Annotated in this window: 24 protein-coding genes (1 of these 24 running past the window's edge); 11 read left to right on the top strand and 13 right to left on the bottom strand. The window is 66.7% G+C overall.

Annotated features, from left to right (window positions below):
- Positions 1 to 29 precede the first annotated feature (29 nt).
- A complete protein-coding gene (locus L2Y97_RS21155) occupies positions 30 to 1,316 on the top strand; it encodes an acetyl-CoA C-acetyltransferase (RefSeq protein ID WP_247430656.1) in 1,287 nt (428 codons plus the stop codon).
- A gap of 10 nt (positions 1,317 to 1,326) precedes the next feature.
- The gene (locus L2Y97_RS21150; protein ID WP_247430653.1) at positions 1,327 to 1,917 is read left to right on the top strand and encodes an energy transducer TonB; all 591 of its coding nucleotides are present in this window, start codon (positions 1,327 to 1,329) and stop codon (positions 1,915 to 1,917) included.
- Between the two features lie 136 nt (positions 1,918 to 2,053).
- Here L2Y97_RS21150 and L2Y97_RS21145 read toward each other — a convergent pair whose 3' ends face one another.
- The 5 genes from L2Y97_RS21145 to L2Y97_RS21125 form a co-directional block, all read right to left on the bottom strand.
- Complete coding sequence (locus L2Y97_RS21145) at positions 2,054 to 3,991, bottom strand: phospholipase D family protein (protein WP_343218381.1); 1,938 nt, start codon at positions 3,989 to 3,991, stop codon at positions 2,054 to 2,056.
- 60 nt (positions 3,992 to 4,051) lie between these two features.
- Positions 4,052 to 4,606, bottom strand: a complete 555-nt coding sequence (locus L2Y97_RS21140) for a YceI family protein (protein ID WP_247430647.1) — start codon at positions 4,604 to 4,606, stop codon at positions 4,052 to 4,054.
- Between the two features lie 21 nt (positions 4,607 to 4,627).
- Positions 4,628 to 5,095, bottom strand: coding sequence for a SixA phosphatase family protein (locus L2Y97_RS21135; protein ID WP_247430644.1), 468 nt, complete (start codon positions 5,093 to 5,095; stop codon positions 4,628 to 4,630).
- Positions 5,096 to 5,159: 64 nt separating this feature from the next.
- Positions 5,160 to 5,792, bottom strand: a complete 633-nt coding sequence (locus L2Y97_RS21130) for a ParA family protein (RefSeq protein WP_247430642.1) — start codon at positions 5,790 to 5,792, stop codon at positions 5,160 to 5,162.
- A 53-nt stretch (positions 5,793 to 5,845) separates the two neighbouring features.
- Positions 5,846 to 6,043, bottom strand: coding sequence for an antitermination protein NusB (locus L2Y97_RS21125; protein WP_247430639.1), 198 nt, complete (start codon positions 6,041 to 6,043; stop codon positions 5,846 to 5,848).
- A gap of 175 nt (positions 6,044 to 6,218) precedes the next feature.
- Between L2Y97_RS21125 and L2Y97_RS21120 the strand changes: the two genes are divergently transcribed.
- Positions 6,219 to 7,262 carry a hypothetical protein gene (locus tag L2Y97_RS21120; RefSeq protein ID WP_247430636.1) on the top strand — a complete coding sequence of 348 codons (1,044 nt, stop codon included), beginning with the start codon at positions 6,219 to 6,221 and terminating at the stop codon, positions 7,260 to 7,262.
- 161 nt (positions 7,263 to 7,423) lie between these two features.
- On the opposite strand, the gene speE is transcribed toward L2Y97_RS21120, so the two are convergent.
- Complete coding sequence (gene speE / locus L2Y97_RS21115; protein WP_247430634.1) at positions 7,424 to 8,281, bottom strand: polyamine aminopropyltransferase; 858 nt, start codon at positions 8,279 to 8,281, stop codon at positions 7,424 to 7,426.
- Between the two features lie 307 nt (positions 8,282 to 8,588).
- Between speE and speA the strand changes: the two genes are divergently transcribed.
- Together speA and L2Y97_RS21105 are read left to right on the top strand one after the other, a co-directional pair.
- Positions 8,589 to 10,475, top strand: coding sequence for an arginine decarboxylase (gene speA / locus L2Y97_RS21110; protein ID WP_247430630.1), 1,887 nt, complete (start codon positions 8,589 to 8,591; stop codon positions 10,473 to 10,475).
- Positions 10,472 to 11,332, top strand: a complete 861-nt coding sequence (locus L2Y97_RS21105; RefSeq protein WP_247430629.1) for an NAD(P)-dependent oxidoreductase — start codon at positions 10,472 to 10,474, stop codon at positions 11,330 to 11,332. The genes speA and L2Y97_RS21105 overlap by 4 nt, the downstream gene beginning before the upstream one ends.
- Positions 11,333 to 11,500: 168 nt before the next feature.
- Here L2Y97_RS21105 and L2Y97_RS21100 read toward each other — a convergent pair whose 3' ends face one another.
- The 3 genes from L2Y97_RS21100 to radC all read right to left on the bottom strand — a co-directional run bounded on the left by L2Y97_RS21100 (position 11,501) and on the right by radC (position 15,143).
- Positions 11,501 to 12,262, bottom strand: coding sequence for an SPOR domain-containing protein (locus tag L2Y97_RS21100; RefSeq protein WP_247430626.1), 762 nt, complete (start codon positions 12,260 to 12,262; stop codon positions 11,501 to 11,503).
- Entirely contained in the window at positions 12,263 to 13,951 is a 1,689-nt protein-coding gene (gene argS, locus L2Y97_RS21095) for an arginine--tRNA ligase (protein ID WP_247430624.1), read from the bottom strand.
- A 454-nt stretch (positions 13,952 to 14,405) separates the two neighbouring features.
- Positions 14,406 to 15,143 (bottom strand): RadC family protein, encoded by a 738-nt coding sequence (gene radC / locus L2Y97_RS21090; protein ID WP_247430621.1) that lies wholly within the window; start codon positions 15,141 to 15,143, stop codon positions 14,406 to 14,408.
- A gap of 161 nt (positions 15,144 to 15,304) precedes the next feature.
- Between radC and coaBC the strand changes: the two genes are divergently transcribed.
- Genes coaBC through L2Y97_RS21075 form a run of 3 tightly spaced genes read left to right on the top strand, consistent with a single transcriptional unit; the run spans position 15,305 to position 19,353 of the window.
- Positions 15,305 to 16,516, top strand: coding sequence for a bifunctional phosphopantothenoylcysteine decarboxylase/phosphopantothenate--cysteine ligase CoaBC (gene coaBC, locus L2Y97_RS21085; protein WP_247430618.1), 1,212 nt, complete (start codon positions 15,305 to 15,307; stop codon positions 16,514 to 16,516).
- Positions 16,513 to 16,968 carry a dUTP diphosphatase gene (gene dut / locus L2Y97_RS21080; protein ID WP_247430615.1) on the top strand — a complete coding sequence of 152 codons (456 nt, stop codon included), beginning with the start codon at positions 16,513 to 16,515 and terminating at the stop codon, positions 16,966 to 16,968. Before coaBC ends, dut begins: the two co-directional genes overlap by 4 nt.
- Positions 16,969 to 16,992: 24 nt before the next feature.
- Positions 16,993 to 19,353 (top strand): phosphomannomutase/phosphoglucomutase, encoded by a 2,361-nt coding sequence (locus L2Y97_RS21075; RefSeq protein WP_247430613.1) that lies wholly within the window; start codon positions 16,993 to 16,995, stop codon positions 19,351 to 19,353.
- Between the two features lie 21 nt (positions 19,354 to 19,374).
- Here L2Y97_RS21075 and L2Y97_RS21070 read toward each other — a convergent pair whose 3' ends face one another.
- On the bottom strand, positions 19,375 to 20,028 hold the full coding sequence (locus L2Y97_RS21070; protein WP_247430610.1) for a DUF4124 domain-containing protein: 654 nt from the start codon (positions 20,026 to 20,028) through the stop codon (positions 19,375 to 19,377).
- Positions 20,029 to 20,131: 103 nt separating this feature from the next.
- Positions 20,132 to 20,779 (bottom strand): orotate phosphoribosyltransferase, encoded by a 648-nt coding sequence (gene pyrE, locus L2Y97_RS21065; protein WP_247430607.1) that lies wholly within the window; start codon positions 20,777 to 20,779, stop codon positions 20,132 to 20,134.
- A 102-nt stretch (positions 20,780 to 20,881) separates the two neighbouring features.
- On the opposite strand from pyrE, the gene L2Y97_RS21060 reads away from it, so the two are divergent.
- The 3 genes from L2Y97_RS21060 (at position 20,882) to L2Y97_RS21050 (ending at position 23,347) form a co-directional block, all read left to right on the top strand.
- The gene (locus tag L2Y97_RS21060; protein ID WP_247430605.1) at positions 20,882 to 21,652 is read left to right on the top strand and encodes an exodeoxyribonuclease III; all 771 of its coding nucleotides are present in this window, start codon (positions 20,882 to 20,884) and stop codon (positions 21,650 to 21,652) included.
- On the top strand, positions 21,649 to 22,950 hold the full coding sequence (locus L2Y97_RS21055; protein ID WP_425492802.1) for an AmpG family muropeptide MFS transporter: 1,302 nt from the start codon (positions 21,649 to 21,651) through the stop codon (positions 22,948 to 22,950). Before L2Y97_RS21060 ends, L2Y97_RS21055 begins: the two co-directional genes overlap by 4 nt.
- Before the next feature lie 82 nt (positions 22,951 to 23,032).
- Positions 23,033 to 23,347, top strand: coding sequence for a hypothetical protein (locus tag L2Y97_RS21050; protein WP_247430602.1), 315 nt, complete (start codon positions 23,033 to 23,035; stop codon positions 23,345 to 23,347).
- A gap of 10 nt (positions 23,348 to 23,357) precedes the next feature.
- Here the strand turns inward: L2Y97_RS21050 and L2Y97_RS21045 are convergent, their stop codons facing one another.
- Together L2Y97_RS21045 and L2Y97_RS21040 are read right to left on the bottom strand one after the other, a co-directional pair.
- On the bottom strand, positions 23,358 to 24,476 hold the full coding sequence (locus tag L2Y97_RS21045) for an anhydro-N-acetylmuramic acid kinase (RefSeq protein WP_247430599.1): 1,119 nt from the start codon (positions 24,474 to 24,476) through the stop codon (positions 23,358 to 23,360).
- Positions 24,477 to 24,479: 3 nt separating this feature from the next.
- A protein-coding gene (locus L2Y97_RS21040; RefSeq protein WP_247430597.1) for an OapA family protein crosses the window boundary here: on the bottom strand, positions 24,480 to 25,821 show its 3' portion. The gene runs 137 nt beyond the window's last position; 1,342 of the gene's 1,479 nt are visible here — the last part of the coding sequence; its start codon lies off the right edge, out of view; its stop codon occupies positions 24,480 to 24,482.

Raw genomic sequence — 25,821 nt, 5'->3', positions numbered from 1 at the left:
TATTTTGGTTTTCGGACAGTCCCTAGAGCATGGAAAAGTCGCAAAAGCGCGTGGGTGTGGTCGGTGGCGTCCGCATTCCCTTCTGCCGCAACAACACGGCGTACGCCGAGGTCGGCAACTTCGGCATGTCGGTCAAGGTGCTGGGCTCGCTGGTCGAGAAGTACGGCCTGCACGGCGTGGAGCTGGGCGAAGTGGCCATGGGCGCGGTGATCAAGCACGCCTCGGACTGGAACGTGGCCCGCGAGGCGGTGCTTTCCTCCGGCCTGGCGCCCACCACCCCGGGCATTACTACTGCGCGCGCCTGCGGCACCTCGCTCGATAACGCGATCATCATTGCAAACAAGATCGCCACGGGGCAGATCGAGGCCGGTATCGCCGGCGGCTCGGATACCACCAGCGATGTGCCGATCGTCTACGGCCAGAAATTCCGTAAGCGCCTGCTGGCGCTGAACCGTGCGAAGACCTTGAAAGAGAAGTTCCAGGTCGCCACGCGCGGTTTCTCGTTGAAGGAACTGAAGCCCTCGTTCCCGGGCGTGGCCGAGCCGCGCACGGGCAAGTCCATGGGCGACCACTGCGAGATGATGGCCAAGGAATGGCACATCGGCCGCGTGGAGCAGGATGAGCTGGCGCTCGCCAGCCACAAGAAGCTGGGCGCCGCGTATGACGCCGGTTTCTTCGATGACCTGGTGGTGCCGTTCCGTGGCCTGAAGCGCGATGGCTTCCTGCGCGCCGATTCCACGCTGGAGAAGCTCTCGTCGCTGAAGCCGGCGTTCGACAAGACCTCCGGCCAGGGCACGCTCACTGCGGGCAATTCCACCGGCCTTTCCGACGGCGCGGCCGCCGTGTTGCTGGCCAGCGACGAATGGGCCGCAGCGCGTGGCCTCGCCATCCAGGCGTATTTCCTGGATGCCGAAGTCTCGGCGGTCGATTTCGTGCACGGCGAAGGCCTGCTCATGGCGCCGACCGTGGCCGTGCCGCGCATGCTCAAGCGCCATGGCCTCACCCTGCAGGATTTCGACTTCTACGAGATCCACGAGGCGTTCGCGGCGCAGGTGCTCTGCACGCTGCGTGCATGGGAAAGCGAAGACTATTGCCGTAACCGGCTGGGCCTCGATGCCCCGCTGGGATCCATCGATCCGGCCAAGCTCAACATCAACGGTTCCAGTCTCGCCGCGGGGCACCCCTTCGCGGCCACGGGTGCGCGCATTGTCGCCACCCTGGCAAAGATGCTGGAGCAGAAGGGTTCGGGCCGCGGCCTGATCTCGATCTGCACCGCCGGTGGCATGGGTGTCACGGCGATCCTCGAGCGACCTTAAGCGTCACCGCATGTTTGCATTCCGGACCAGCACCTCACTCAGCGCCTTCGGGCTACTTATCGGTATTGCCGGCACCAGCTGGCTTACCGCGCTTACCTACGAGCGCGCGCCGGCGACACGCCGGCTGGCTGAAGTGGTGATGCCGGGTTCGGCACCGGCGTTCATGCCGAAGACGGTGAGCGACCGGCCGATGACGGCGACACCGCCGGAGCGCCTGCGTACCCGTGCGGTGGTGGATCTTGCCGCCGAATCCGCCATGCATCGCGCGGCCGCGGCGAAGGTGGCCAGGCCGGCCGCGATGGCATCGGATGCCGCCCCTGCGGCCCCGAAGGCCGAGCCGCTGGTGCCGGTGTACATGCCGTCACCGCGCTACCCGATGGAGGCGCTGCGTGCGCACCGCGAGGGGCAGGTGGTGCTGAGCGTGACCGTGACGCCCGATGGCGATGTCACCGCCGTGAGCGTCGGCCGTTCCAGCGGCGATCCGTCGCTGGATGATGCGGCGGAAGAAGCGGTGCGGAACTGGCGCTTCGCCGCCGCCGACCGCGCGCCGCGCTACACCTCCGACCTGCCGATCCGCTTCGAACTCACCGACCCGCTCTAACGCATCACCGGTAGGAGCCCACCCTGTGGGCGACATCTTTCGCGACAAGGCAACAGGCCCTGTGGCGCTTTCGCGAACAGCGTCGCTCACAGGGTGAGCTCCTACATGCGATCCCACAGATGATCTGGGCAGGTTTTTACAGGATGCCGGAGGACGCGGAGCCGAAGGCCGTGATCATGCGGGTGTAGATCACCTTCAGTGACACATCCACTTCCGGGAAGTCGCCGACGGGTTCGTAGCATTCGAAGAACTTCGGATCCGACCAGCGCATGGGAATGCAGCCGGGCTTGAGGTCGTAGCTGGTGGCGTAGCGGAACGGCCACAGGTCGAAGAAGGGCAGGCGCTCGGAGACATCGCCGATGAATTCGTTGATCTCCGACAGCACCGGGATCTTCTTCTCGCGCGGGCCGATGACCCACGCGTTACCGGGCTCGGTGTCCTGCATGATCGAGCCGCGCAGGCGATCGGCGAAGCGCTTGTCGTAAATGATCACGCCAGCTTCGGTGTTGTAGTGGTCCGAGCGCGGATCGAAGTTGTGCGTGCCGACCATCGAGAAGTTGTCATCGACCACGATGGATTTGGCGTGCAGGCCAAAGCGCACGCCGGCGGTGAGCAAGGGCGCGGGGCGGTGCCGTGCACTCGGGCCGTAACGCCGGCCGGCGGAGAGGAAGCCTGTGCTTTCCGAAGGACCGTTAGCCGCGGCCAGCTGCTGGCGCTCGGCGCGGGTGAGCCGGCGGCCACCGCCGCCTGACCCCACCGGCCGGTTGATGGGCGGTGTATCGATCGCGGCCGAACGGCCTTCCAGCGCATCCGCGTCGGCATTCGACGGGTGCGGCTTCATCTCGTAGATCTCGAAGCCGTAGTCGGTGAGGTAGCGTTTGCGGTGCTTGTACGACATGGCATACACCGCGAACGCATCGGTGGAGGCCAGGGAGTTGGTGGAGACGACCACGCGCGGCGGGTCGGGCTGGTCGTGCAGCGTGCTGAAGATCTTCTTCGCCGGCCGGCTCATCACCAGGTAAGGCGTCTGCAGCACGATCTCGCTCTTGGCATTACGCACCAGGCCCATGATGTGCCGGGTCAGCGCGCGGGCCTCGCGACGCTTTGGGTTATCGGTTTTGCCGGGAAGATCGGAGAGGTACTCCACGCGGTTCAGGCGCAGAGAGGCACGCACCAGCCGTTCGTCGAGCCACGCTGGATCTTCGGCGTGGGCTTGCAGCTCGGCAACACGCTCAGGGTTGTCGTACTTGGGTACCGCCCACTTCTTCTGGTCGTCGGTGTCGGCGACCAGCTCGCGGTTCACATCGCGCAGGTGGGTGAGCGGCACCGAACGTTTGTGATCCCAGAACTGATCGAAGCTGACGGCCATGGCCTTCGCGGCAGGACCACCAATCATCACGTCGCGGTCGACGTAATCGAACACCGGGTCCCAGTCGAAGTAGCGGTCCTCGTAGTTGCGCCCGCCGGTAATGCCGATCAGGTCATCCACCACGATCAGCTTGTTGTGCATGCGCTGGTTGAAGCGGAAGAAGCAGCAGATGATGCCGGCCGCGAATTCCAGTGGCGGCGTGCGCGCGCTGGAGAACGTGGGGTTGTAGAGGCGGATGGCCATGTGATCGCTGGCGCGCGCCAGGCCGGCGAGCAGGCCCGGATCGCGGAACGAGAACAGCTGGTCGGCCACGATGCGCACGTTGACCCCGCGCCGGGCGGCGGCGATCAGTTCATCGAGCACCAGCTTGCCGGCGTCATCCTGCTCCCAGATATAGGTCTGCACGTCGATGCTTTGCCGCGCCGCGCGGATCAGGTTGATGCGTGCGGCCAGGGCGGCTTCACCATCTTCCAGCAGCGTGGCCACGTGCACGGGCTTGTCGGGCGTGGAGGCGCTGTTCGCTTCCAGCGCCGCATCGACCAGCGGCGAGGGCAGGGCGCAGTGATCCGCCTGCGTGCAGGTGAGCTGGCGATCGACCGTAAGGGCCACCACGGCATCGGCTTTCTGGATGCGGGCCGCCGAAAGCGAGCAGCCGCCGGTAGCCAGCGTGGCGGCAAGGGTGAGTAACACGAGGAGGCGGCGCATGCCGCGCATGATAGGGGACGTGGCGCAACGGCACGTGAGCCGCGCGGGGGCCGAAGGGCTTTACATCGACTCGATGACGATGGCCATGCCCAGGGTGACCCGATCGGACAGGGCGCCGCGGCGGCCGAGCATGCCGAAGTCCGTGCGATCGATGATGCCTTGCAACTGCAGGACGCAGCCGGCCATGGCCTCGGGTGGGCAACGGTTGGCCATCAGGCGGAAGGTGACCGGGCGCGTGACGCCGCGGATGGTGAGGTCACCTGCCACATCGCCACCCCGGCTGAGGAGTGCCAGCGAGGTAGGTTGCGAGACGAAGTGGATGCTCTTGTGGTGTTCCGCATCGAAGAATTCCGGCGCCAGCACCCAGCGGCGCAGGCGGCCGGATTCCATCTTGATGCTCTCGGTATCGATATCGGCCCGGACCACCGCGGTGGCGGTGGCCGGATCGGTAGTGAGGTCGCCCCGTATGCCCTCGAAGTGGCCCGTCACCGAGGTGACCCAGAGCAGGCGCACCGAGAACTCGGCTTTCGAGCGGACGGGGTCGATACGCAGGTCGGCGGCGATCGCAGGCGACGCCAGGAAAAACATTGCGATCGCCGACAACAGGAGGCGCATCAGGAACTCGTCGTGCGGTAACTAGTTGGGTGGGGACCAGAAGGTCTCGAGCTTGGCGGAACCCGGCTGCAGCCCGCCAGCGAACGACAGGCGAGCCATGCCGCCCGGCGGCATGCCACGGTAATCCTCGGAGCGGCCCTCGACGAGGAAAGCTACCAGCTGTTCGATGCCGGGATTATGACCGACCAGCACCACGCGTTCGGCGTCGCCCTGCTCATCGAGCAGTTCGTACAGATCGCCCGGGGTGGCGTCGTAAATCTCTTCGGCGAAAACCGGCTCGACCTGGCCCAGGGCGAGGGCGGCGGTTTCCTTCGTGCGCTGCGCGGGTGAGCACAGCACCCGGTCGTACTTCACATGGTGTTCGGCCAGCCACTGGCCGGCGGCCTGGGCTTCGCGCTTGCCGTGTTCGGTGAGTTTTCGCTCGCGGTCGTCTTTGCCATCCACGCCGGGTGCTGCTTCGGCATGGCGCAGGAGAATGAGTTCACGCATGGGTACCGCCCTCCGCTAAGGCCACTGGTGTGTGGCGTGATCCGTCGCCGCGGTTGCCCTTACGTCAGGTGCTTCGCTTGATCCAGCGGAGCAGTTTCGCCCAGTCGTCCTGGTGGCCGCGTACGTTTTCCGAGTGATAGTCGAAGATGCCCTTACCAAGCGCCGTGAGCAAGACGTAAGCCTGCGAATCACGCAATTCAGCCACCACGGGGAACGGCGCCTGCTCGGCGAGTTCGGCCATGGCCTGCTGGCTGGCGTTGGTCCACGGCTTAAGGCGGTTGCCCACCAGGCCCACGGGCAGCTTGCCACGCTTTACCCGGGGGATGCCTTGCAGGATCTTGAGAAAATCCAGCGTCGCGTCGAGATCGAACGTGGAGGGCAGCACCGGGACCAGGATGACATCGGCCTTGTCGAGGTACGGCTCCATGTCCTTTTCATCCATGCCGGCGGGCATGTCGATCATCACCCGCTGGATATCGTCCGATAGCCGGTCGAACGCCTTGCGGCTGCCTTCGATGGCGGTGACGGACGGGACGTTCTCGGGGCGGCGGCCGGCCCAGCGCAGGCTGGAGTGTTGCCGGTCCGCATCGATGATGGCCGCGTGCTTGCCGGCCTGTGACCAGTAGGAAGCGAGCTGGGTGACCAGCGTCGACTTGCCGCAACCACCCTTGCTGCTTGCTACGAGCGTCGTAAGCATGCGCGACCACCTGCCATGGGGAGTGCCCCTAGCCTACACAGCCGCGCGATGGATCAAAATAGCTTGGTACGAACCTTGGGCAGGATGACCAGGATAAGCGTGGCGATAGGCCCCAGGATGAGGGAAAGCAGCCACCAGAGCAGGCCGCTGCGGTTCTTGCCCTGGGCCAGGCCGGCGTTGATCAGCGTGAGGGTGCCCCAGCCGACGAAAAAGCCCGCGCGCTCGCTGGCGAAGATGGCGAATTGGTCCATTGTAAGCTCCTGTTCTGTCGCAGGATTGGTGCATCGGTCATGCGGCATTCCACAGGCATGTTCCCCCCGCGCTGTGCCCGATGGTAACAATGTAGGGCACGTGTGAAGCCAAACCCCGCAGCTTCCGTTCATGCTGTGGCCGTATCCTTGTCGTTTTATTTCACGGAGATGTCCCATGCAGGGACGCCGCGTCCTCACCCTGGCCCTGGCCAGCCTGCTTTCCCTGCCGGCCCTCGCCACCTCGCCGTGGCCCGGCGCACCGGCCGCGCCGAGCAAGGCGGAGCAGAAAGCACAGAAGGATCAGACCAAGGCGCTGTTGCAGTTCCAGAAGGACCTGGCCAGCGTGCTGGCACTGCGTACCGAGGCCGAGCCGCTGCTGGGCGCCGCCCTGCTGGCGCGCCCGCTGACCGATCCGCCGGCCGTGCTGAGCTACCACGCCCTGCTTGAGCGTGCCTCGCGCAATGCCGATGCCGGCCCCCGGGTGACCTGGGTGAGCCTGGCCGATTGCGACGCGAAGGCGGGCGAGTGCCCGAACGCCGAGGCGGTGACGCAGCTCCAGACCCAGGCGCCGGATAACGCCGCGGTGTGGCTGCTGAAGCTGGGTATCGACGACCACAACGGGGATGCCAACGCCGCCCGCACCGACCTGGCCAAGGCCGCCAACGCCAAGACCTATGATGATTACCTCGGCGCCAGCCTGAAGGCGCTGGCCAATTCGGTCAGCCAGCTGCCGCCGCCGCCCAATACCTTCAACGCCCTGCAGGGCGCCGGCGCGGCCGGTGTGCAGATGGTGCTCGTGTTCGGCCTGGCCAGCGCGCAGCCGATGCCCGGCTTCCAGGCCACGGCGAAGTTCTGCGAGGCCAACAAGGAAAACAGCGCCATCGTCGGCGACTGCCTGAAGCTGGCCAAGGTGCTGGAATGGGGCAGCAGCCCGCTGGGCCGTTCGCTGGGCCTGCACCTGCGCGAGACCCTTTCGCCGGATGCCGCCGACCAGCAATCGGCCAAGACCGCCCGCCTGAACCTCATCTGGCAGATGCAGCGCTTCGCCCAGCTCAACGTGCAGGCGCAGGGCGACAAGACCACGGCGCAGAAGCTGCTGATGCTGGCGCGCAGCGGTGGCACCGAGATGAGCGTGGTGCTGGCGGCGCTACGCGCCTACGGCATGCCGGCGGAAGCGCCGGCGGGGTGGGAGCCTTCGCACGTGGAAAGCAGCAAATAAAAAAAGGGCGCCTCAAAGGCGCCCTTTTTCTTTACTGCAGCAGCTCATCGATCTGTATGTAGGAGCTCACCCTGTGAGCGATGCCCTTAGCGAAAGCGCCACAGGTCTTGCCGCCTTATCGCGAAAGATGTCGCCCACAGGGTGGGCTCCTACCGCGATGCTTATTCGCCGAGCGCCTCGCGCATGAACTCCGGCTGGGCCAGTGCGCCCTTGTGGATATCGGCGTTGTAGTACTTGGTGGCGAAGCCCTTGCTGATGGCGCCGCGCTCGCGGAAGCCGGACAGGTCGCCATCCTTGCGGGCCATGGTGCAGCTCCACCAGCCGGTGGGGTAGCACGGCTGCGGGAACGGCAGGGTGCGGACGGCCTTGAAGCCCGAGGTGCGCATGGCCGAACGCATGGCCTTGATCAGCTCGATGTGGGCCAGCGGCGATTCCGACTGCTGGACCAGGATGCCGCCGTGGCGCAGGGCCTTGTAGCAGCTGGCGTAGAAGGCGGCGTTGAACAGGCCTTCGGCCGGGCCGACCGGGTCGGTCGAATCGACGATGATCAGGTCGATCGATTCCGGATCCGCTTCGGCCATGTACTTGATGCCGTCGATGAACAGCAGCTCGGCGCGCGGATCGTTGTTGGCATCGCACAGTTCCGGGAAGTACTGCTCGGCCAGGCGGGTGACGCGCTCGTCGATCTCGACCTGGGTGGCCTTTTCGACTTCCTCGTGCTTGAGGACCTCGCGCAGCGTGCCGCAATCGCCGCCGCCGATGATGACGACGCGCTTGGCGCGGGCGTGGGTGAACAGCGCCGGGTGGGTCATCATCTCGTGGTACAGGAAGTTGTCGCGGCTGGTCAGCATGACGCAGCCGTCGATCACCATGAGGTTGCCCCAATCGGTGGTCTGGTAGATCTCGATGGTCTGGAACTCGGTCTTCTCGGCGTGCAGCAGGCGCTCGACGCGGAAACCGATGGAGGAGCCCGAAGCCTGGTGGGCCTCGGTAAACCAGCTGAGCTGCTGCTGCGACATGACGCTTGTTCCTGGAAACGGGTAGGGGGTGTAAATCGGTGATTGTACCGGCATCGGGGCAAAAAGCGGCCAAGTCCCTGACCGGATTGCTTTGTAGGGCTTCGCCGACCGATACACGGATGTCATCCCGGCCCGCTACAATAGAAGGTCAGCCGCCCTCCGTCTTGGATGGCTGGCCCCGTCTGGATGGCCCCGCGGCGTGCGAGGCTCCCGGCTGTCCAGGCCCGTTTCAGGTCAAAGTTCGCCGCTGCGACTGTTCCGCGCCCCCTCAAGGGGACACGACAACACCTTTGGAGAACGCCTGCCCATGGCGAACTGGTCCATTGATCGCGCCAAGCTGACCTACGCGATCCCCCACTGGAGCAACGGCTACGTCGACGTGGCCGCTAGCGGCCACCTGCAGATGCGCCCGCGCGGTGACGAGGGCCCGGCCCTCGACCTGCCCGCCATCGTGGCCCAGGCCACGGCTGAAGGCCTGCGCCTGCCGCTGCTCGTCCGTTTCCCCGATATCCTGGCCGACCGCCTGCGCCGCCTGCAGGAAGCCTTCGGCAAGGCGATCGAGGATGCCGAGTACGCCGGCCAGTACACCGCGATCTACCCGATCAAGGTGAACCAGCAGCGCGGCGTGGTTGGCGAGCTGGTGGCCGCCGGCGAGGAGGGCTTCGGCCTGGAAGCCGGCTCCAAGCCCGAACTGATGGCCGTGCTGGCGTATGCCCGCCCCGGCAGCATGGTGGTGTGCAACGGCTACAAGGATCGCGAGTATGTGCGCCTGGCGCTGATCGGCCGCAAGCTCGGCCTGCGCGTGCACATCGTGATCGAAAAGCTCTCCGAGCTGGACCACGTGCTGGCTGAAGCCAAGGCGCTGGATGTCGAGCCGCTGCTCGGCGTGCGCGTGCGCCTGGCCTCGATCGGCGCCGGCAAGTGGCAGAACACCGGTGGCGACAAGGGCAAGTTCGGCCTCAGCCCCGGCCAGGTGCTGGAACTGATCGAGCGCCTGGATGCCGCCGGCCTGAAGCACACCCTGCGCCTGCAGCACTTCCACATGGGCTCGCAGATTTCCAACGTGCGCGATATCGCCGCGGGCATGCGCGAGGCCGTGCGTTACTTCGTGGAACTGCACCGCCTGGGCGTGCCCATCGATGTGGTGGACGTGGGCGGCGGCCTGGGCGTGGATTACGAAGGCACCCGCTCGCGCAGCTTCAACTCGATCAACTACAGCATGGGCCAGTACGCGGCCAGCATCGTGCAGCCGCTGGCCGAGGCCGTGGCCGAGTACGGCATGCCCGCGCCCACCATCTTCACCGAATCCGGCCGCGCCATGACGGCACACCACGCCGTGATGGTGGTGAATGTCAGCGAAGTGGAGGAGGTGCCGGAAGGCGCCGTCGCCGCGCCGCGCGCCGATGAGCCCACCGTGCTGCGCCACCTGCGCGAGACCCACGCCGAGCTCGATGAGCGCCCGCCGCTGGAACTGTTCCACGAGGCCCAGCACCACTTCGCCGAAGGCCAGGCGCTGTACGCATTGGGCCAGCTCGACCTGCGCGACCGCGCCACGCTGGATGATCTGTTCTACGCGATCGCCAACGCCGTGCGCCCGCGCCTGCTGCCCGCCGAGCGCGCGCACCGCCAGGCGCTGGATGACCTGGACGAGAAGCTGGTCGACAAGTACTTCGTGAATTTCTCGGTGTTCGAATCGGTGCCGGATATCTGGGCGATCGACCAGATCTTCCCCATCGTGCCGATCAACCGCCTGGACGAAGAGCCGACCCGCCGCGGCGTCATCGCTGACCTCACCTGCGACTCCGATGGCCGTATCGATCATTACGTGGATGCCGAAGGCGTGGACGTGAGCCTGCCGCTGCACCCGCTGAAGGAGGGTGAGTCGTACCGGCTCGGCATCTTCATGGTGGGCGCGTACCAGGAGACCCTGGGCGATATCCACAACCTGTTCGGCGACACGGATGCCGTGAACGTACGTGCCACCGCGACGGGCTATGAGTTCGCCCACATTCGCCGCGGCGATACGACCGACCTGATGCTCGATTACGTGGGTTACGACGTGAAGGCGTTGCGCACCACGTACGCCGAGCGGATCAAGGCGGCCGGGATCGAGGGCGCGCTGGCCGATGAGCTGGCGGCCTCGCTCGACAAGGGCCTCACCGGTTACACCTACCTGGCGGAAACCACGCGATGACTTTGAAAGCGGCATTCATTGGGCTGGGTGCCATGGGCGCGCCCATGGCGGGCCACCTGCACGCGAAAGGCCTGCTCGCGGCCGTGAGCAACCGCACGCAGTCGCGTGCCGATGCACTGGCGAAGGAACTTGGCGTGCAGGCGCCTGATCTTGCCACCATCGCCGCGCAGTGCGATGTGATCGCGCTTTGCGTGAGCGCCGATGCCGATGTCATCGGTGTGGTCGAAGCGCTGGCGCCTTCGCTCAAGGCTGGCGCCATCGTGGTCGATCATTCAACCGTCTCGCCCGATACGGCCAGGCGCGCGGCGCGCATCATCAGCGAGGCTGGCGGTGCGTTCCTCGATGCCCCGGTGTCCGGCGGCGTGGAAGGCGCGAAGAACGGCAAGCTCTCGGTGATGGTGGGCGGCGATGCCGATGTGCTCGCCAAGGCGCAGCCCGTGCTCGACGCGTACGGCGTGCGTATCACCCACATGGGCCCGGTCGGTAGCGGCCAGGCCACCAAGGCGGTGAACCAGGTGCTGGTGGCGGGTATCGCCCACGCGGTGACCGAAGGCCTCGCCCTTGGCGAAGCGTTAGGCCTGGATCCGGAGCGCCTGATTCCCACGCTCGGTGCAGGCGCGGCCGGCAACTGGTTCCTCGAAAAGCGTGGCGCCACCATGTTGCGCAACGAGTTCTCGGTGGGTTTCAAGCTGGCGCTGCTGCACAAGGATCTCGGCATCGTGCGCGGCATCGCCGCCGATGCGGGTACCGACCGCACGATCATCGAGCAGTCGCTGTCGGATTTCGCGCAGCTCATGTCCGAAGGCTACGGCGATGACGACATCTCCGCGCTGATCCGCCTGAAGCGCAAGAGCTAAAAAAGGCCCCGAGAAGTCCCGGGGCCTTTTTTTCGCTCTCCTGTAGGAGCCCACCCTGTGGGCGACGCTGTTCGCGAAAGAGCCACGGATCCTGCCGCCTCATCGCGGAAGATGTCGCCCACAGGGTGGGCTCCTACCGTGGCCGAACGCCGGCAGCCGGCGAAATGCTTAGGAACCTTCCTTCAGCGCGATGGCCTTGATGCCGGCCGACTGCAAACGCTGCTGGGTGCTTTCCAGCTCCGTGGCCGACTTGAACGGCCCCAGGCGCACGCGGTTGTACGTCTGCGCGCCGACTTTCACCGGCTGCACGTTGGCGATGAAGCCCTGCAGGGCCAGCTTCGCCTTCAGCGCTTCGGCATCGGCCGCGCTCGGGAACGCACCCACCTGGAGCAGGTAGCCACTGCCGCCGGACGATGCCGGTGCCTGGGCCTGTGCGGGCGCGGCGGTCACGGTCTGCGTCGTGGCCTTCGGCAGGTTGTTCGCGGCGGTTGCGGCCTGCTGCGACTGCTGCTGTTGCTGCGCGGCGGCCGCCTGGGCCTGCTGCGCGGCCTGCGCCTGCTGTTGCGCCGCGGCCTGCTGTTGCTGGTTCTGCTGCGCCTCGGCCTTGGCCTGGGCGTGGATCTCCGCATCCGGGATACGCACTTCCTTCTCGGAAAGCACCGAGTAGAAGTCGTACGACGGCTTGCGCGGCTTATCGCTCTTTTCCGGCTCGGCCTGGTCGGCGACGCCCGGCTCGCTACCCTTCTGCGCGGTGGCCTGCGGGTTCGGCTCCGGGCCATCCTTCTTCATGGGCATGAAGCTGCCCTTCATGGCGAAGGCCATGAGCAGGGCGCCGGCAAGGATGCCGATCAGCGCCCAGCCCCAGCCCGGCATGCCGCCGGAGCTGTTGCGGACGGCCTGGCGGCCTTTGCCCTTCTTGCGTGTCGCCATTTACATGCTCTCCGGGGCACTGATGCCCAGCAGGTCCAGACCGTTGCGGAGCACCTGCTGCGTGGCGGCCACCAGGGTAAGGCGGGCATCGCGCAGGTCGGCGTCGTCAACGATCCATTTGTGCTCGTGATAGTAACTGTGCAGCGCGCCCGCGAGTTCGCGCAGGTATTGCGCGATCAGGTGCGGTTCCAGATTGATGCCGGCGGCTTCAACCACTTCCGGGTAGCGCGACAGATCGAACATCAACGCCTGCTCGTGCTCGGTGGTGAGCTGCGACAGCTTGGCCAGGCCGTTGCCGCGATCCGTGGTGAGGCCGCGATCGGCGAGTTCACGGAACACGCGGCTGGCGCGCGCATGGGCGTACTGGATGTAGTACACCGGGTTGTCGTTGGTCTGCGAGCGGGCCAGGTCGATATCGAACACGAGCTGCGAATCGGCCTTGCGCGCGATGAGGAAGTAACGGGTCGCATCGCGGCCCACTTCATCGATGAGATCGCGCAGGGTGACGTACGAGCCGGCACGCTTGGAGATCTTCACCTCCTCGCCGCCCTTCATCACCGTGACCATCTGGTGCAGCACGTATTCCGGCCAGTTCTTCGGAATGCCGGTATCGAGCGCCTGCAGGCCGGCCTTCACGCGGGCCAGCGAGCCATGGTGGTCGCTGCCCAGCTCGGTGATGGCGCGCTCGTAGCCGCGCTGCCACTTGGTGCGGTGGTAGGCCACATCGGGCAGGAAATAGGTGTAGGTGCCGTCGGACTTGCGCATGACGCGGTCCTTGTCGTCACCGAAATCGGTGGAACGCAGCCACAGCGCGCCGCCTTCCTCGTAGGTGTGGCCGTGGGCGACCAGCTCGCGCACGGTCTCGTCCACCTTGCCCTCGGAGTAAAGCGAGGATTCCAGGTAGTACACATCGAACGAGACGCCAAAGGCCTTCAGGTCCAGGTCCTGCTCGTGGCGCAGGTAGGCCACGGCAAAGCGGCGGACATCGTCGAGGTTATCGGCATCGCCCGAGGCCGTGACGGTCTCGCCATCGGCCTCGACCGATTCCTTCGCCAGGAAGGCGCGGGCCACGTCGGCGATGTAATCGCCGCGGTAGCCCGATTCCGGCCAGCCGGCCTCATCCGGGCCGATGCCCTTGGCGCGGCATTGCGTGGACAGGGCCAGGTTGGCGATCTGCACGCCCGCATCGTTGTAATAGAACTCGCGGAACACCTTGTAGCCGGTGGCGTGGAGCAGGCGGCCGATGCTGTCGCCGATGGCCGCCGCGCGGCCGTGGCCGACATGCAGGGGGCCGGTCGGGTTGGCCGACACGTACTCGACACCCGCCGTGCGGCCGCCACCATCGCGGTTGTGGCCGTAACGGTCCGTCTCCGCCAGCGCGCGCTCGATCTCGGCGTGGAAGGCGGCCGGGGCGAGGAAGAAGTTGATGAAGCCCGGGCCGGCGATCTCGACCTTGCCCACCAGCGGCGAGGCCGGCAGGGCCTCGACCAGGTCGGTGGCGATATCGCGCGGCTTCCGGCCGGCCGCCTTGGCCATCATCATGGCGGCGTTGGTGGCGAAATCACCGTGCTCACGGCTGCGCGTGCGCTCGATCACGAACACCGGGGCTACGAAATCGGACGGCAGCTTGCCGGACTCCCGCATGGCGCCGATGGCCTGCAGGACGAGTTGTTTGAGCTCTTGTTTCACGGGCTTCGCGACACGGATATGGAACCGGTAATCCTAGCAGAAAGGGGCTACAGGCCCGCCCGCGAGGGGCGGGGCAGGTTCTCCACAGGCCTGTGGATAACTCTGTGGGCAATACCCGGCCTTTGCTGCATCTGCGTGGCCGCGTGCCCCGTGACATCGCTGCGTAACAAGCTAAACCTCATCAAAACAATGGCTTGATGGCGTGACCTGCGTTGGGACAACAGCTGTGACGGGCAACTGAGAAAAAGCGCCGATGTGCATAAGTCAGATATTGCAAGCCCGCGAACTACCCGGAGCCGGCACGTCACGGCCTTGTCATCGGCCGCTGTCACACTTTTCCTCGTGCCCGGTGTCTCCCCGGCCCACGGCACGCACGGGTTATCGATGCCCCTCCCTCGACAGGTGACCCATGACGGCGCGAGCGGCACTCGCGCCGTCATTTTTTTGCCCTTGGCTAGACCATGCCAAGCCTGGCCATGGATACCGGCGTGCCCGCGCCGACCACGATGTGGTCCAGCAGCTTGATGTCCAGCAGCGCCAGCGCATCGCGCATCGAGATCGTAAGGGCCTGGTCATCGGGGCTGGGCGTGGCATCGCCCGAGGGGTGGTTGTGCACCATGATGATGGCGACGGCGTGGTGGCGCAGGCAGGCCCGCGCCAGCTCGCGCGGGTAAAGGTCCGCGCAGTGGACCGTGCCTTCGGCCACGATCTCGAAGGTGATCACGCGGTGCCGTACATCGAGGAACAGGCAGCCGATCACTTCGTGCTTCATATGGAAGAGCCGGGCCTTCAGGAAGGCGAAGCAATCCTCCACCCCCTCGATGCATGGCAACTGGGCCAGGTTCTCACTGAGCGAACGGCGTGCCAGCTCGATGGCGGCGATGAGCCGCGCGCGCTTGACCGGCCCCACCCCGGGCGCATGGGCCATCTCCGCGGCGCCAGCCAGCAACTTGCCGACGCCACCGGCCCGGGTGAGCAGCGCGCGGCCCATGGTGACGGCATCGACGCCGCGGCTACCGTTGCCCAGCAGCACGGCGACCAGCTCGGCATCGGACAGGGCCTGGGGGCCGTTGGCCAGAAGCCGCTCGCGCGGGCGATCGCGTTCGGGCCAGGCGTGGATGGGGCGCGACCAGATCGAACCCGCCGACGAGCCATCGCGGGCGGTGTGTTTCGTAGGGGATGGGTTGGGCATCGCTGGCGTCCTTTGCAGATCCGGGGAGGCCGTCCACAGTACGGTTGCCCGGCCCGCGCCGACGATGGAAGGATTCGGAAAACGCCCCGGTCCGCGCTCACGGGGTTGTGTAGGGGAAATCCGTTAAGCTAACGCGTCCAGCCGCTATGCCATGTCTCGCCATGACCCTCCGCCAGCGTCGCATCCTGATCGGCGTCACCGGCGGCATTGCCGCCTACAAAATCTGTGAGCTTGTACGCCGCCTGCGCGACCTCGATGCCGAGGTGCGCATCGTGATGACGGAAGGCGCCACGCACTTCGTGACCCCCACCACGTTCCAGGCTCTTTCGGGCCAGCCCGTGCGCGTGAGCCTGTGGGATGAAGCCGGCGAAGCGGCCATGGGCCATATCGAACTGGCCAAATGGGCCGAGCGGATCCTGATCGCCCCAGCCAGCGCCGACAGCATCGCGCGGCTTGCCCACGGCTTTGCGAACGACCTGCTCTCCACCGTCGTGTTGGCCACGGCCGCCCCGGTATACATCGCACCCGCCATGAACCAGCAGATGTGGGCCCATCCGGCCGTACAGGCGAACGTGGGCACGTTGCGCGTTCGTGGCGTGCAGGTGCTCGGCCCGGCAGATGGTGACCAGGCCTGCGGCGATATCGGCTCGGGCCGGATGCTCGAGCCGCATGAACTACGCGACATCCTGGTGGCCTCGTTCGGCGACCAGCCCTTGCGCGGCCGCCGGGTGGTGGTCAGTGCGGGACCCACGTACGAAGACATCGACCCGGTGCGCTTTATCGGCAACCGGAGCTCCGGCCGCATGGGCTTCGCGGTGGCCGAAGCGGCCCGCGATGCGGGCGCGGACGTGACGCTGGTGGCCGGCCCGGTGTCCCTCGCGACGCCCCCGGGCGTACGCCGTGTGGATGTGCGTAGCGCCCGGCAGATGCATGAGGCTGTCCTGGCCGCAGCGCACGGCGCTGACATTTACATCGGCGCCGCGGCGGTGGGCGATTACCGCCCCGCCGGCACGGCCGAGCACAAGCTGAAGAAGGCCGGCGGCGAACCGCTGCGCCTGGAACTGGCGGAAAACCCGGACATCATCGGCGCACTGGCCGCGCAGCCGGCGCACCCGTTCCTCGTTGGCTTCGCCGCAGAGACCCGTGACGTGGCCCACTATGCGCGCGACAAGCTGGCGCGGAAGGGGCTGGACATGATCGCGGCCAACGAAGTGGGTGGCGGCCGTGGGTTCGAAGTGGCCGATAACGCCCTGCACCTGTTCTGGGCCGATGGCGACGCCGCGCTGGCGCGCGCTCCCAAGACCGAGCTGGCGCGCCAGCTCATGGCCCACGTGGCCACCCGATTCCTCGCCAAACACGGAAACGCCTCTTGATCGACATTGAACTGAAGATCCTCGACGCCCGCCTCGGCGACAGCATCCCGCTGCCCGAGCCCGCGACCGACGGCAGCGCCGGCATGGACCTGCGCGCCGCGGTGGAGGCGCCGATCACCCTGCGGCCGGGTGAAAGCGTGCTGGTGCCCACGGGCCTGGCCATTCACATCGGCGACCCGGGCTGGTGTGCTCTGATCGTCCCGCGCTCCGGGCTGGGGCATAAGCAGGGGCTGGTGATGGGCAACCTGGTCGGCGTGATCGATGCGGACTACCAGGGGCCCCTCACGATTTCGGCCTGGAATCGCGGAACTGCCGAATTGACCATCGCGCCGGGGGACCGGATTGCGCAATTATTGCTGGTGCCGGTCGGCCGGGCGCGGTTGCGTGTCGTCGACGGCTTTGCACCGTCCCGTCGGGGCGAGGGCGGCTTTGGTTCCACCGGCGTCAACTGATACTCCGGAAGGGTAAGGGGCAACATGGCTCGGATTGCGGGTGGGGAGGGGCGGGGGCCTCGCGTCGATGTACGGCAGCTGCTCACGCTGGTGGGCGCGACCGTACTCATTGTCGCGGGCGCGTTCTGCGCATGGCAGGCCTGGCTGATCGCGGATGAGGAAAACGCGGCCGCCAAGGTGCGCGAAGCGCAGGCGCAGGCCGTGCGTGATCTTTCCAGTGAGTACGCCAGCCTGCGCCAGCAGTTCCAGGCGGCCGTGAACGATCCCGCCCTGCTGGCTGCGATAGATGACCATGCCGCGGCTGCGGCACGCCTGCGCGCCCTGTTGCCCACCGCCCAGGTCGTCGAGGTGTACAGCCCGGGCCTGGATGAAGTGGTGCGCGCCAACTACCGCGAGTTCGGTTACGCGAAGGCCGCTCAGCTCATGGCGGCCCTGGGTTCGACCGAACCCCCGCCGGCCAGCACCAGGGGCGGTGAGGGAAAGCGCCGCCTGAGCGTCGTCGAGCCGATGCAAGTGGGTGGCGTGACGCGCGCGTGGGCATGGCTCGAGTACCCGTTCGATGGCCTCGCCTCGCGCTTCGAAGCCGTGCCCCCGCGTGGTGGCCGGCTGGAGCTACGCCAGGGCGATGGCCCTTATAGCCTCAGCCTGATGGCAGAGGGCAGCAAGAGCGGTGACGTTGGGGCCGAGGGTCAGCGCATCGCCGGCACGGCGCTGTACGTGTTCGCTGCGATGCCCAGGGCCTTCATTGTCATTCCGCATTCGGAGGTGCTCGCGGCCCTGCTGGCATTGATCGGCCTGGGCGGCGGTGCCTTCCTGCTCTGGTCGCGCAGCCGGCCTGCGCCGGTCGCCGCGCCCGAGCCCGAAGAGAAAGAGGTGATGGTGGCCGATGTACAGCGCAAGCCGCGCCTGCCGCCATCACCGGCGCCGGGCGACATGGGCGCTGCGCCGGAGGCCCCGGCGCGCGCCGCACCTGCGCGGGCACCCGTAGCAACACCGGCTGCCGTGGACCCCGCCATTTTCCGCGCCTACGACATCCGGGGCGTGGCCGGCGACACGCTGACCGTGGATGCGGCACGCCAGATCGGCCAGGCCATCGGCGCGGTCATGCTCGAGCGTGACCTGCGCGAGACCGTGGTCGGCCGCGACGGGCGGTTGTCGGGCCCTGAACTGGCCGGCGCGCTGATCGATGGCCTGCGCGACGCGGGCATCGATGTCATCGACCTTGGCGTCGTGCCCAGCCCGCTCGTCTATTTCGCCTGCTTCCAGTTCGGCACCGGGTGTGGCGTCGCCGTCACCGGCAGCCACAACCCGCCGGACCACAACGGCTTCAAGATCGTCGTGGGTGGCGAGACGCTTGCCGAAGACGCCATTGCCGACCTTTACCGTCGCATCGCCGGCGGCGGCCTGCCCACGGGCGGCCATGGAAGCTGGCGCGAGCAATCGGTCGTGGATGCTTACGTCAACCGCGTGGCCGATGATGTATCGACCCAGCGCCGGATGAAGATCGTGGTCGATGCCGGCAACGGTGCCGCCGGCCTCGTCGCGCCCCGCGTGCTCGAGGAAATCGGCTGCGAGGTGGTGCCGCTGTACTGCGACGTGGATGGCCGGTTCCCGAACCACCACCCCGATCCCTCCGATCCGCATAACCTGGGCGACCTGATCGCGGCGGTCCACACCATTGGCGCCGATCTCGGCATCGCGTTCGACGGCGATGGCGACCGGCTGGGCGTGGTGACGCCCGGCGGGGAGATCATCTTCCCCGACCGCCTGCTCATGCTTTACGCGCAGGATGTGCTGGCGCGTAACCCCGGTGCCACGGTGATCTACGACGTGAAGTGCACCGGGCACCTGCGCAAGGTGATCCAGGATGCCGCAGGCGTGCCGCTCATGTGGCGTACGGGGCATTCGCTGATCAAGGCCAAGATGCGCGACACCGGCGCCGCCCTGGCGGGTGAGATGAGCGGCCATTTCTTCTTCGCCGACAACAACCGCTGGTACGGCTTCGATGATGGCGTGTATGCGGCCGCCCGGCTCATGGAGATCCTGGCCGCCGACCTGGAGGACCGCACGCCGGCGGAAATCTTCGACGGCTTGCCGAAGAGTGTATCCACGCCGGAAATTCGCCTGCCCATGGCCGAAGGCGTACCCGCCCGGTTCATGGAGGCCTTCCGCGCGAAGGCTTCGTTCGACGAGGCGCGCATCAGCACGCTTGATGGCGTGCGCGCGGACTGGCCGGATGGCTGGGGCCTGGTCCGTGCATCCAACACGTCACCGGCGCTGGTATTCCGTTTCGACGCGGATAACGCCAAGGTGCTGGAACGGGTGAAGCAGGCCTTCAGGCTGCAGCTCCACGCCGTGGACGCGAAGCTGCCCGTGCCTTTCTGAGCGGTGCGATAAACGGCGGCGTCAACCGCCGTTCGGGTTGGCCGCACGCAACTGGCGGTAGTGCTCTACATCGGCGGCCATGCTGGCCTTGGCCGCTGTCTCGGCTGCCTGCTGGCGCTGCAAGGTAGCTCGCAGGCCCGATACCGTGTTCCGCTGCTCGCCGATGCGGGTGGTGAGGTACGGCGGTACGGGCTGTTTGGCGCGCTCGAGGTCGCCCGCACGGTTGAGCAGATCGGCGAGGGTCTTTTCCTGGCCCTGCAGGTTCAGCTGCGTGGTGTTCACCGCCTGGTGGAAGTTATCCAGCTGCGATTGCCGGGCCGCGGTGAACGCCTGTTCCGTCGGGTAGGCATTCAGCGTCTGCATGTCCTCGCGCTGGCGCTGGTCGGCCGCGGCCTTGGCGGCGGCTTGCTGGTCGGCGATTTTCTTGGCGGCGGCGCGCTCATCCGCGGTGAGCTGGCGGTTCACGTGCTGCACCACCATGCCTTGTGCATTGACCACGTCATAGCCCGCCTTCATGGCGTCCGGGGTCAGGCTATCGCTGAAGTTCGACTGGCCGGACGCATCCTTCCAGCGGTAGCGATAACCGTTGTTGTTCCTGTCGTTCGTCTGGGCAACGGCAGCGGATGTGGCCACGACCAGCACCGCTCCCGCCATGATGTAACGCACTGCACGCATTGGTATCCCCTCCTGTCACCGGAGTATAGCCAGCCGTGCACCCCGTTCGGCGCACGGACGGCAACGAAGGCGCGTCCGGCGCGTGACGGGGTCGTGGGTTTTGTCAGGCACTCACGCCGTATTGCGCGCGGTAGGCGAGCAGCCGTTCATGTTCGCTGGCCAGTTCAGGGCGCTCGCCGGCGTAGGTGAGTACATCGGCCAGGCTGGCGATGGCGATGACGGGGATGCCGAATTGGGCCGCCACCTCCTGTGCCGCGGAAAGCTCGCCCTGGCCGCGCTCCTGGCGGTCCAGCGCGATCAGCACGCCGGCCGGTTCGGCGCCCTGGGCGCGGATCAGCTCCAGCGATTCGCGCACGGCGGTACCGGCGGTCATCACGTCATCGACGATGAGGACGCGGCCCTTCAGCGGGGCGCCAACCAGCATGCCGCCTTCGCCGTGATCCTTGGCTTCCTTGCGGTTGTAAGCCCAGGGCACGTCACGGTCCTGGGTATCGGCCAGCGCAATAGCCGTGGCGGCCGCCAGCGCGATGCCCTTGTAGGCGGGCCCGAACAGCATGTCGAACGCGACGCCCGAGCGCACCGCGGCGGCGGCATACGAGCGCCCCAGCCGGGCGAGTGCCGCCCCGGAATCGATACGGCCCATGTTGAAGAAGTATGGGCTGGTGCGGCCCGACTTCAGGGTGAACTCGCCGAAGCGGAGGACGTCGCGGGCGAGCGTGAGCTCGATGAATTCGCGCTGGTAATCGTGCACGGCGGGGTTCCCGGTAAAAGCAAAGGCGACCATGGTACCGCGCGGCGCCCGGGCTCGCCTCGGTTGCTATCATGGGCCCATCGCTTATCGACCCGAGATCCCATGCGCATCATTTCCCTGAACGCCAACGGCATCCGTTCCGCTGCCACCAAAGGCGTGTTCGAATGGCTCCGCAAGCAGGATGCCGACGTGGTTTGCCTGCAGGAAACCAAGGCGCAGGAAGCGCAGCTGACCGACCCGATGTTCCGCCCCGACGGCCATCACTGCTTCTACCACGATGCCCGCAGCAAGAAGGGTTACAGCGGCGTGGCCATTTACTCCAAACGCGAGCCGGATGAGATCCGCACTTCGCTGGCGCGTGAGGATTTCGATTGCGAGGGCCGCTACATCGAAGCGCGCTACGGCAACCTCAGCGTCGTCTCGTTCTACATTCCGTCCGGTTCGTCGGGCGACGAGCGCCAGCAGTACAAGTTCCGGATCATGGAATGGCTGACGCCCATTTTCCGCGAGTGGGCCGCGAGTGGCCGCGACTACGTGCTGTGCGGCGACTGGAACATCGTGCACACGAAGAACGACATCAAGAACTGGACATCCAACCAGAAAAACTCAGGCTGCCTGCCCGAGGAACGCGCGTGGCTCGACCTGCTGTTCAACGAGCTCGGCTGGGTGGATAGCTTCCGCGCGCTGAAGCCCGATGCCGTGGAATACACCTGGTGGAGCAACCGCGGCCAGGCCCGCGCGAACAACGTGGGTTGGCGCATCGATTACCAGATCGTGAGCCCTGGCCTGCGCGACCGCCTGCGCGATTGCTCGATCTACCGCGATGAGCGCTTCTCCGACCACGCCCCGTTTACCGTGGATTACGCCGAGTGAGTGAAACGCAGGGTAGGGCCCGCTACAAGGGCTGGCGCGGCCTGTTCGCCGCGTTCGCCCAGCCGGGCGCGGTGGTCATGCTGTTCCTTGGGCTGGCATCGGGCCTGCCGTTCCTGCTGGTGGGCAACACGCTTTCCGCGTGGCTGAAGGAATCCGGCGTGGATTACGGCGCTATCGGCGTCGCGAGCTTCGTTACCTTCGCCTACAACTTCAAGTTCGTCTGGGCGCCGGCGGTGGACAAGCTGCGCCTTCCGCTGTTTTGCCGCCTGGGCCAGCGCCGCGGCTGGCTGCTGTTCGCGCTGCTGCTGCTGGCCGCGGGCCTGTTCGGCATGGCGCTGATGCCGCCTTCGGAATCGCTGCAACGGTTCCTGGGCATGACCCTGCTCGCCGCCTTCGCCGGTGCCACGGTGGATATCGTGGTCGACGCGTACCGCGTGGAGATCGCGCCGCCCGAAGCCCAGGGCGCGCTGGCCGCCACGTACACCCTGGGCTACCGGCTTGGCCTGATCGCCGGTGGCGCCGGCATCCTCATCGTCGCCGACGCCCTTGGCTGGCAGAAGGGCTACATGGCGATCTGCGGCCTGCTCGTGGTGCCGCTCATCACGGTGCTGGTCGCGCGCGAGCCGGCGCACCGGGTGCGCGAGCGCGTGCCGCTCGCGGTGGCCGTGCAGGAAGGTTTCATTGGGCCGTTCCGCGATTTCTTCGCGCGGTTTGGCGTGCCGCTGGCGCTGGGCCTGCTGCTCTTCGTCGCGCTGTTCCGCCTGCCGGACCAGATGCTTGGCGTCATGGCGTACCCCTTCTACCTCGATGCGGGCTTCAGCAAGACGCAGATCGCCGAGGTCTCCAAGGTGTACGGCGTCATCGTCGGCATCGTGGGTGCCTTGCTCGGCGGCTGGGCCGTCACCCGCTTCGATATGCGCCGCCTGCTGGTGGTGTCGGCGATCGGCGTGGCCCTGTCCAACATGCTTTACCTGCTGATGGCGCAGAATCCGGGCCAGACGTGGGCGTTCGTCGCCACCCTTTCCGGCGATAACTTCGCCCAGGGCTTTGCCGGCCCGGTACTGGTCGCTTTTATGTCGGGCCTGGTCAACCGCCGCTTCACGGCCACGCAGTACGCGTTGCTCAGCGCGCTGGCCAACCTGCCCGGCAAGCTGTTGGGTGGCTTCTCCGGGTTCCTGGTCAAGGATGCCGGCTATACCGCGCTGTTCGTGGTCAGCACGGTATCGATCGTCCCCACGCTGATCGTCCTGGCCATCCTGTGGCGCGGCCTGCCGGAACCGGCTGCCGTAGAGGAATAGCTCGACTGGTGTATATGCGCACCCCCGGCAAATCTGTGTAAGATCCGCGGCACAGGGGGCATGCGCGAAGGAGGTTACGCACGTGCCGGATATTGTGGTGCGACACATCGACGAGCAGATGGCCGAGCGTATCAAGCAGCTCGCCCGTGAAAGGCGCTGGTCGATCAATGAAGTCATACTGCACGCGTTGCGGTACGGGCTCGGCTTGAGTCCGGGTGACGTGTTCAGCGAGCTATTGCTCGAGCCAGGCGATATCGCGCACCTTACCGGCGCGTGGGATGCCGACGAGCAGGCGGCGTTCCAGGAAGCGCTGGCTGCCTTGTCGCAGGCATCGCCGGCGAGCCTGTCGGAAGCCGCGAAATCTTACGAGCGAGGCGCCGCCGCGGAGCCGCTATAGCGGTTCCCGCCTAGGGTGCGGCGTACAGGGCCCCCAACAGGCGCGGCCCACGCGCACCGGTCACTGCGGGCAGGTTGCCGGGTTCGCCGCGCAACCGGCGAAAGGCCAGCCACGCGAAGCCCATGGCTTCCATCAGGTCTGGATCGATACCGAACGCGCTGCTCACCTGCAGCGTGCGTCCTTCAAGGCGGCTTTCGATGGCGCGCATTAGCGCCGCATTGTGCACGCCACCCCCACAGGCGATCACATCGGTCGCATCGCTTGCATACAGGCGAATCGCATCGCCGATGGATATGGCACTGAGCGCCATCAGCGTGGCCTGCACATCCTCCGGTGAAACCTCCGCGACGCGCGGATGCGCATCGAGCCACGCCAGGTGGAAGTGCTCACGGCCCGTGCTCTTGGGCGGCGGCAACACGAAGTAAGGATCGTCGAGGAGTTCGGCGAGCAGGTCGGTATCGATCGTGCCGGTCGCGGCGAACATGCCATCGCGATCGAACGCCTCGCCGCGGTGGCGCAGGCACCATGCATCCATCAACCCGTTGGCGGGGCCCGTATCGAAGCCGGTGACATGCCCATCGGGCGTGAGCCGGGTGACGTTGGCGATGCCGCCCAGGTTCAGCACCACGCGTGCGCCGCTGGCGGGCCGCAACACCGTGGCATGGAAGGCGGGCACCAGCGGCGCACCCTGGCCACCGGCGGCGACATCCGCGCGGCGAAAGTCGGCGATCGTGTCGATGCGGGTGCGCTCGGCGATCACCGAAGGATCGCCGATCTGCAGGGTGAACGGGAACTCGCCATCGGGCCGGTGGCGGATGGTTTGCCCGTGCGAGCCGATGGCGCGCACGTCACGGGCATCGACGCTCGCCTTGGCCAGCACGGCTTGCGCGGCATCGGCAAAGCCCCGCGCCACGGCGACATCCAGCTGGCCATAGCCATCCAGGTCGAGGCGCTCTTCATCCTGCGCCACGGCAAGGATCCGCTGGCGCAACGGTTCATCCCACGCATGCGTAAGCCCCGCGACGAGCGCGGGGCGGGTATCGGTGAAGTGGACCAGTGCGGCATCGATGCCATCCGCACTGGTTCCCGAGATCAGGCCGAGGTACAGGCCATCGGAGCTGTGTGGCACGGGTCAGTCATCACCCGCGGTGTTGCCGGACTTCGCGCTGGCCAGCTTGTAGTTGCTATCGAGCTGGTTGAGGCGGGCGAGCTGCGGCGCGACGACTTCCTTCTTGAACTTCGCCAGCTGCGCGGCCGGCAGCGGCTCGGGCTTGGGCAGGGTGACCGTCTGCGGGTCGCGCTGCACATTGTTGACGCGGAATTCGTAGTGCAGGTGCGGGCCGGTGGCGAGGCCGGTCATGCCGACGAAGCCGATGGTGGTGCCCTGGCTCACGTGCTGGCCAACGCGCAGGTTGGCAAAGCGCGACATGTGGCCGTAAGCGGTGCTGATCGTGCCGTTGTGCTGGATGACCACGAAGTTGCCGTAGCCATTCATCCAGCCGCGGAACTTCACCACGCCATCGCCGGCGGCGTGGATCGGCGTGCCGGTGGGGGCCGCGTAGTCGACGCCCTTGTGTGCGCGCATCTTGCCCAGGATGGGGTGCATGCGGCCGGCGCTGAACTGCGAGGAGATGCGGGTGAAATCGACCGGGATGCGCAGGAACGAACCGACCAGCGGGCGGCCCTCTTCGCTGTAGAAGCTGATCTTTCCATCCGCGTTCTTGTAGCGGTAGGCGGTGTAGCGCTTGCCCTGGTTCACGAACTCGGCGGCGACGATGTCGCCTTCGCGCAGGTAGGCGCCATCGCTGTACACGTCGTCGTAGATGACGGTGAAGCTGTCGCCCACGCGCAGGTCCTGCACGAAATCGATGTCGTACTTGAAGGCCTCGGCGAGCTTCAACACCATCGCGTTGCTCATGCCGGCCTTCGATGCAGCGCCGAACAGCGAGCTATCGATGATGCCGTGGGCGATGTGCTCACGGCGCTGCACATCGCGGACCTGCGTGGTGAGCTTCGTGGCATCGCCATCGAGGCGCAGCGTGGCGATGGTGGCTTCGTCCTGATCGAAGCGCACGCCCTTCAGCACGTGGTCGGCGCCGATCAGGAACTGGAACTCCTGGCCCGGCTTGATCTGATGGAACACCTTGGTGCCGCCCGCGCCGTCGATGACGTGCTGCAGGTCGGTCATGTTGAGGCCTTGCGCAAGGAAGATATCGGCCAGCGTCTGGCCGGCCTCCACCTGCACCGTCTGCCATTCTTCCGCGGGGACGAGCGGCTTGATGGCGGCGGGGTCCATCTTCGGCACGGCGAGCGCGACCACGTTATGCACGACGGGTGCGGAGACGACGCTGCCGGTGGCGGTGATCTTGGGCGACTTCATGGCGCCGGCCCAGGCGGGGATGACCAGCGCGGAAAGAATGACGAGCAGGAACGCGGTACCGGCGAGGATCCAGCGCTCACGCGACCAGCTCAGT

Source organism: Luteibacter aegosomatissinici (genome assembly GCF_023078495.1).
Taxonomy (GTDB): domain Bacteria; phylum Pseudomonadota; class Gammaproteobacteria; order Xanthomonadales; family Rhodanobacteraceae; genus Luteibacter; species Luteibacter aegosomatissinici.
The sequence above is the reverse complement of the archived record's forward strand: the minus strand, read 5'-3'. Positions and strand labels throughout refer to the sequence as shown.

Excerpts from the sequence above, each read along its gene's own strand:
- L2Y97_RS21155 (WP_247430656.1), top strand. The coding sequence starts at position 30 with ATGGAAAAGTCGCAAAAGCGCGTGGGTGTGGTCGGTGGCGTCCGCATT.
- L2Y97_RS21150 (WP_247430653.1), top strand. The coding sequence starts at position 1,327 with ATGTTTGCATTCCGGACCAGCACCTCACTCAGCGCCTTCGGGCTACTT.
- L2Y97_RS21145 (WP_343218381.1), bottom strand. The coding sequence starts at position 3,991 with ATGCGCCGCCTCCTCGTGTTACTCACCCTTGCCGCCACGCTGGCTACC.
- L2Y97_RS21140 (WP_247430647.1), bottom strand. The coding sequence starts at position 4,606 with ATGCGCCTCCTGTTGTCGGCGATCGCAATGTTTTTCCTGGCGTCGCCT.
- L2Y97_RS21135 (WP_247430644.1), bottom strand. The coding sequence starts at position 5,095 with ATGCGTGAACTCATTCTCCTGCGCCATGCCGAAGCAGCACCCGGCGTG.
- L2Y97_RS21130 (WP_247430642.1), bottom strand. The coding sequence starts at position 5,792 with ATGCTTACGACGCTCGTAGCAAGCAGCAAGGGTGGTTGCGGCAAGTCG.
- L2Y97_RS21125 (WP_247430639.1), bottom strand. The coding sequence starts at position 6,043 with ATGGACCAATTCGCCATCTTCGCCAGCGAGCGCGCGGGCTTTTTCGTC.
- L2Y97_RS21120 (WP_247430636.1), top strand. The coding sequence starts at position 6,219 with ATGCAGGGACGCCGCGTCCTCACCCTGGCCCTGGCCAGCCTGCTTTCC.
- speE (WP_247430634.1), bottom strand. The coding sequence starts at position 8,281 with ATGTCGCAGCAGCAGCTCAGCTGGTTTACCGAGGCCCACCAGGCTTCG.
- speA (WP_247430630.1), top strand. The coding sequence starts at position 8,589 with ATGGCGAACTGGTCCATTGATCGCGCCAAGCTGACCTACGCGATCCCC.
- L2Y97_RS21105 (WP_247430629.1), top strand. The coding sequence starts at position 10,472 with ATGACTTTGAAAGCGGCATTCATTGGGCTGGGTGCCATGGGCGCGCCC.
- L2Y97_RS21100 (WP_247430626.1), bottom strand. The coding sequence starts at position 12,262 with ATGGCGACACGCAAGAAGGGCAAAGGCCGCCAGGCCGTCCGCAACAGC.
- radC (WP_247430621.1), bottom strand. The coding sequence starts at position 15,143 with ATGCCCAACCCATCCCCTACGAAACACACCGCCCGCGATGGCTCGTCG.
- coaBC (WP_247430618.1), top strand. The coding sequence starts at position 15,305 with ATGACCCTCCGCCAGCGTCGCATCCTGATCGGCGTCACCGGCGGCATT.
- L2Y97_RS21075 (WP_247430613.1), top strand. The coding sequence starts at position 16,993 with ATGGCTCGGATTGCGGGTGGGGAGGGGCGGGGGCCTCGCGTCGATGTA.
- L2Y97_RS21070 (WP_247430610.1), bottom strand. The coding sequence starts at position 20,028 with ATGCGTGCAGTGCGTTACATCATGGCGGGAGCGGTGCTGGTCGTGGCC.
- L2Y97_RS21060 (WP_247430605.1), top strand. The coding sequence starts at position 20,882 with ATGCGCATCATTTCCCTGAACGCCAACGGCATCCGTTCCGCTGCCACC.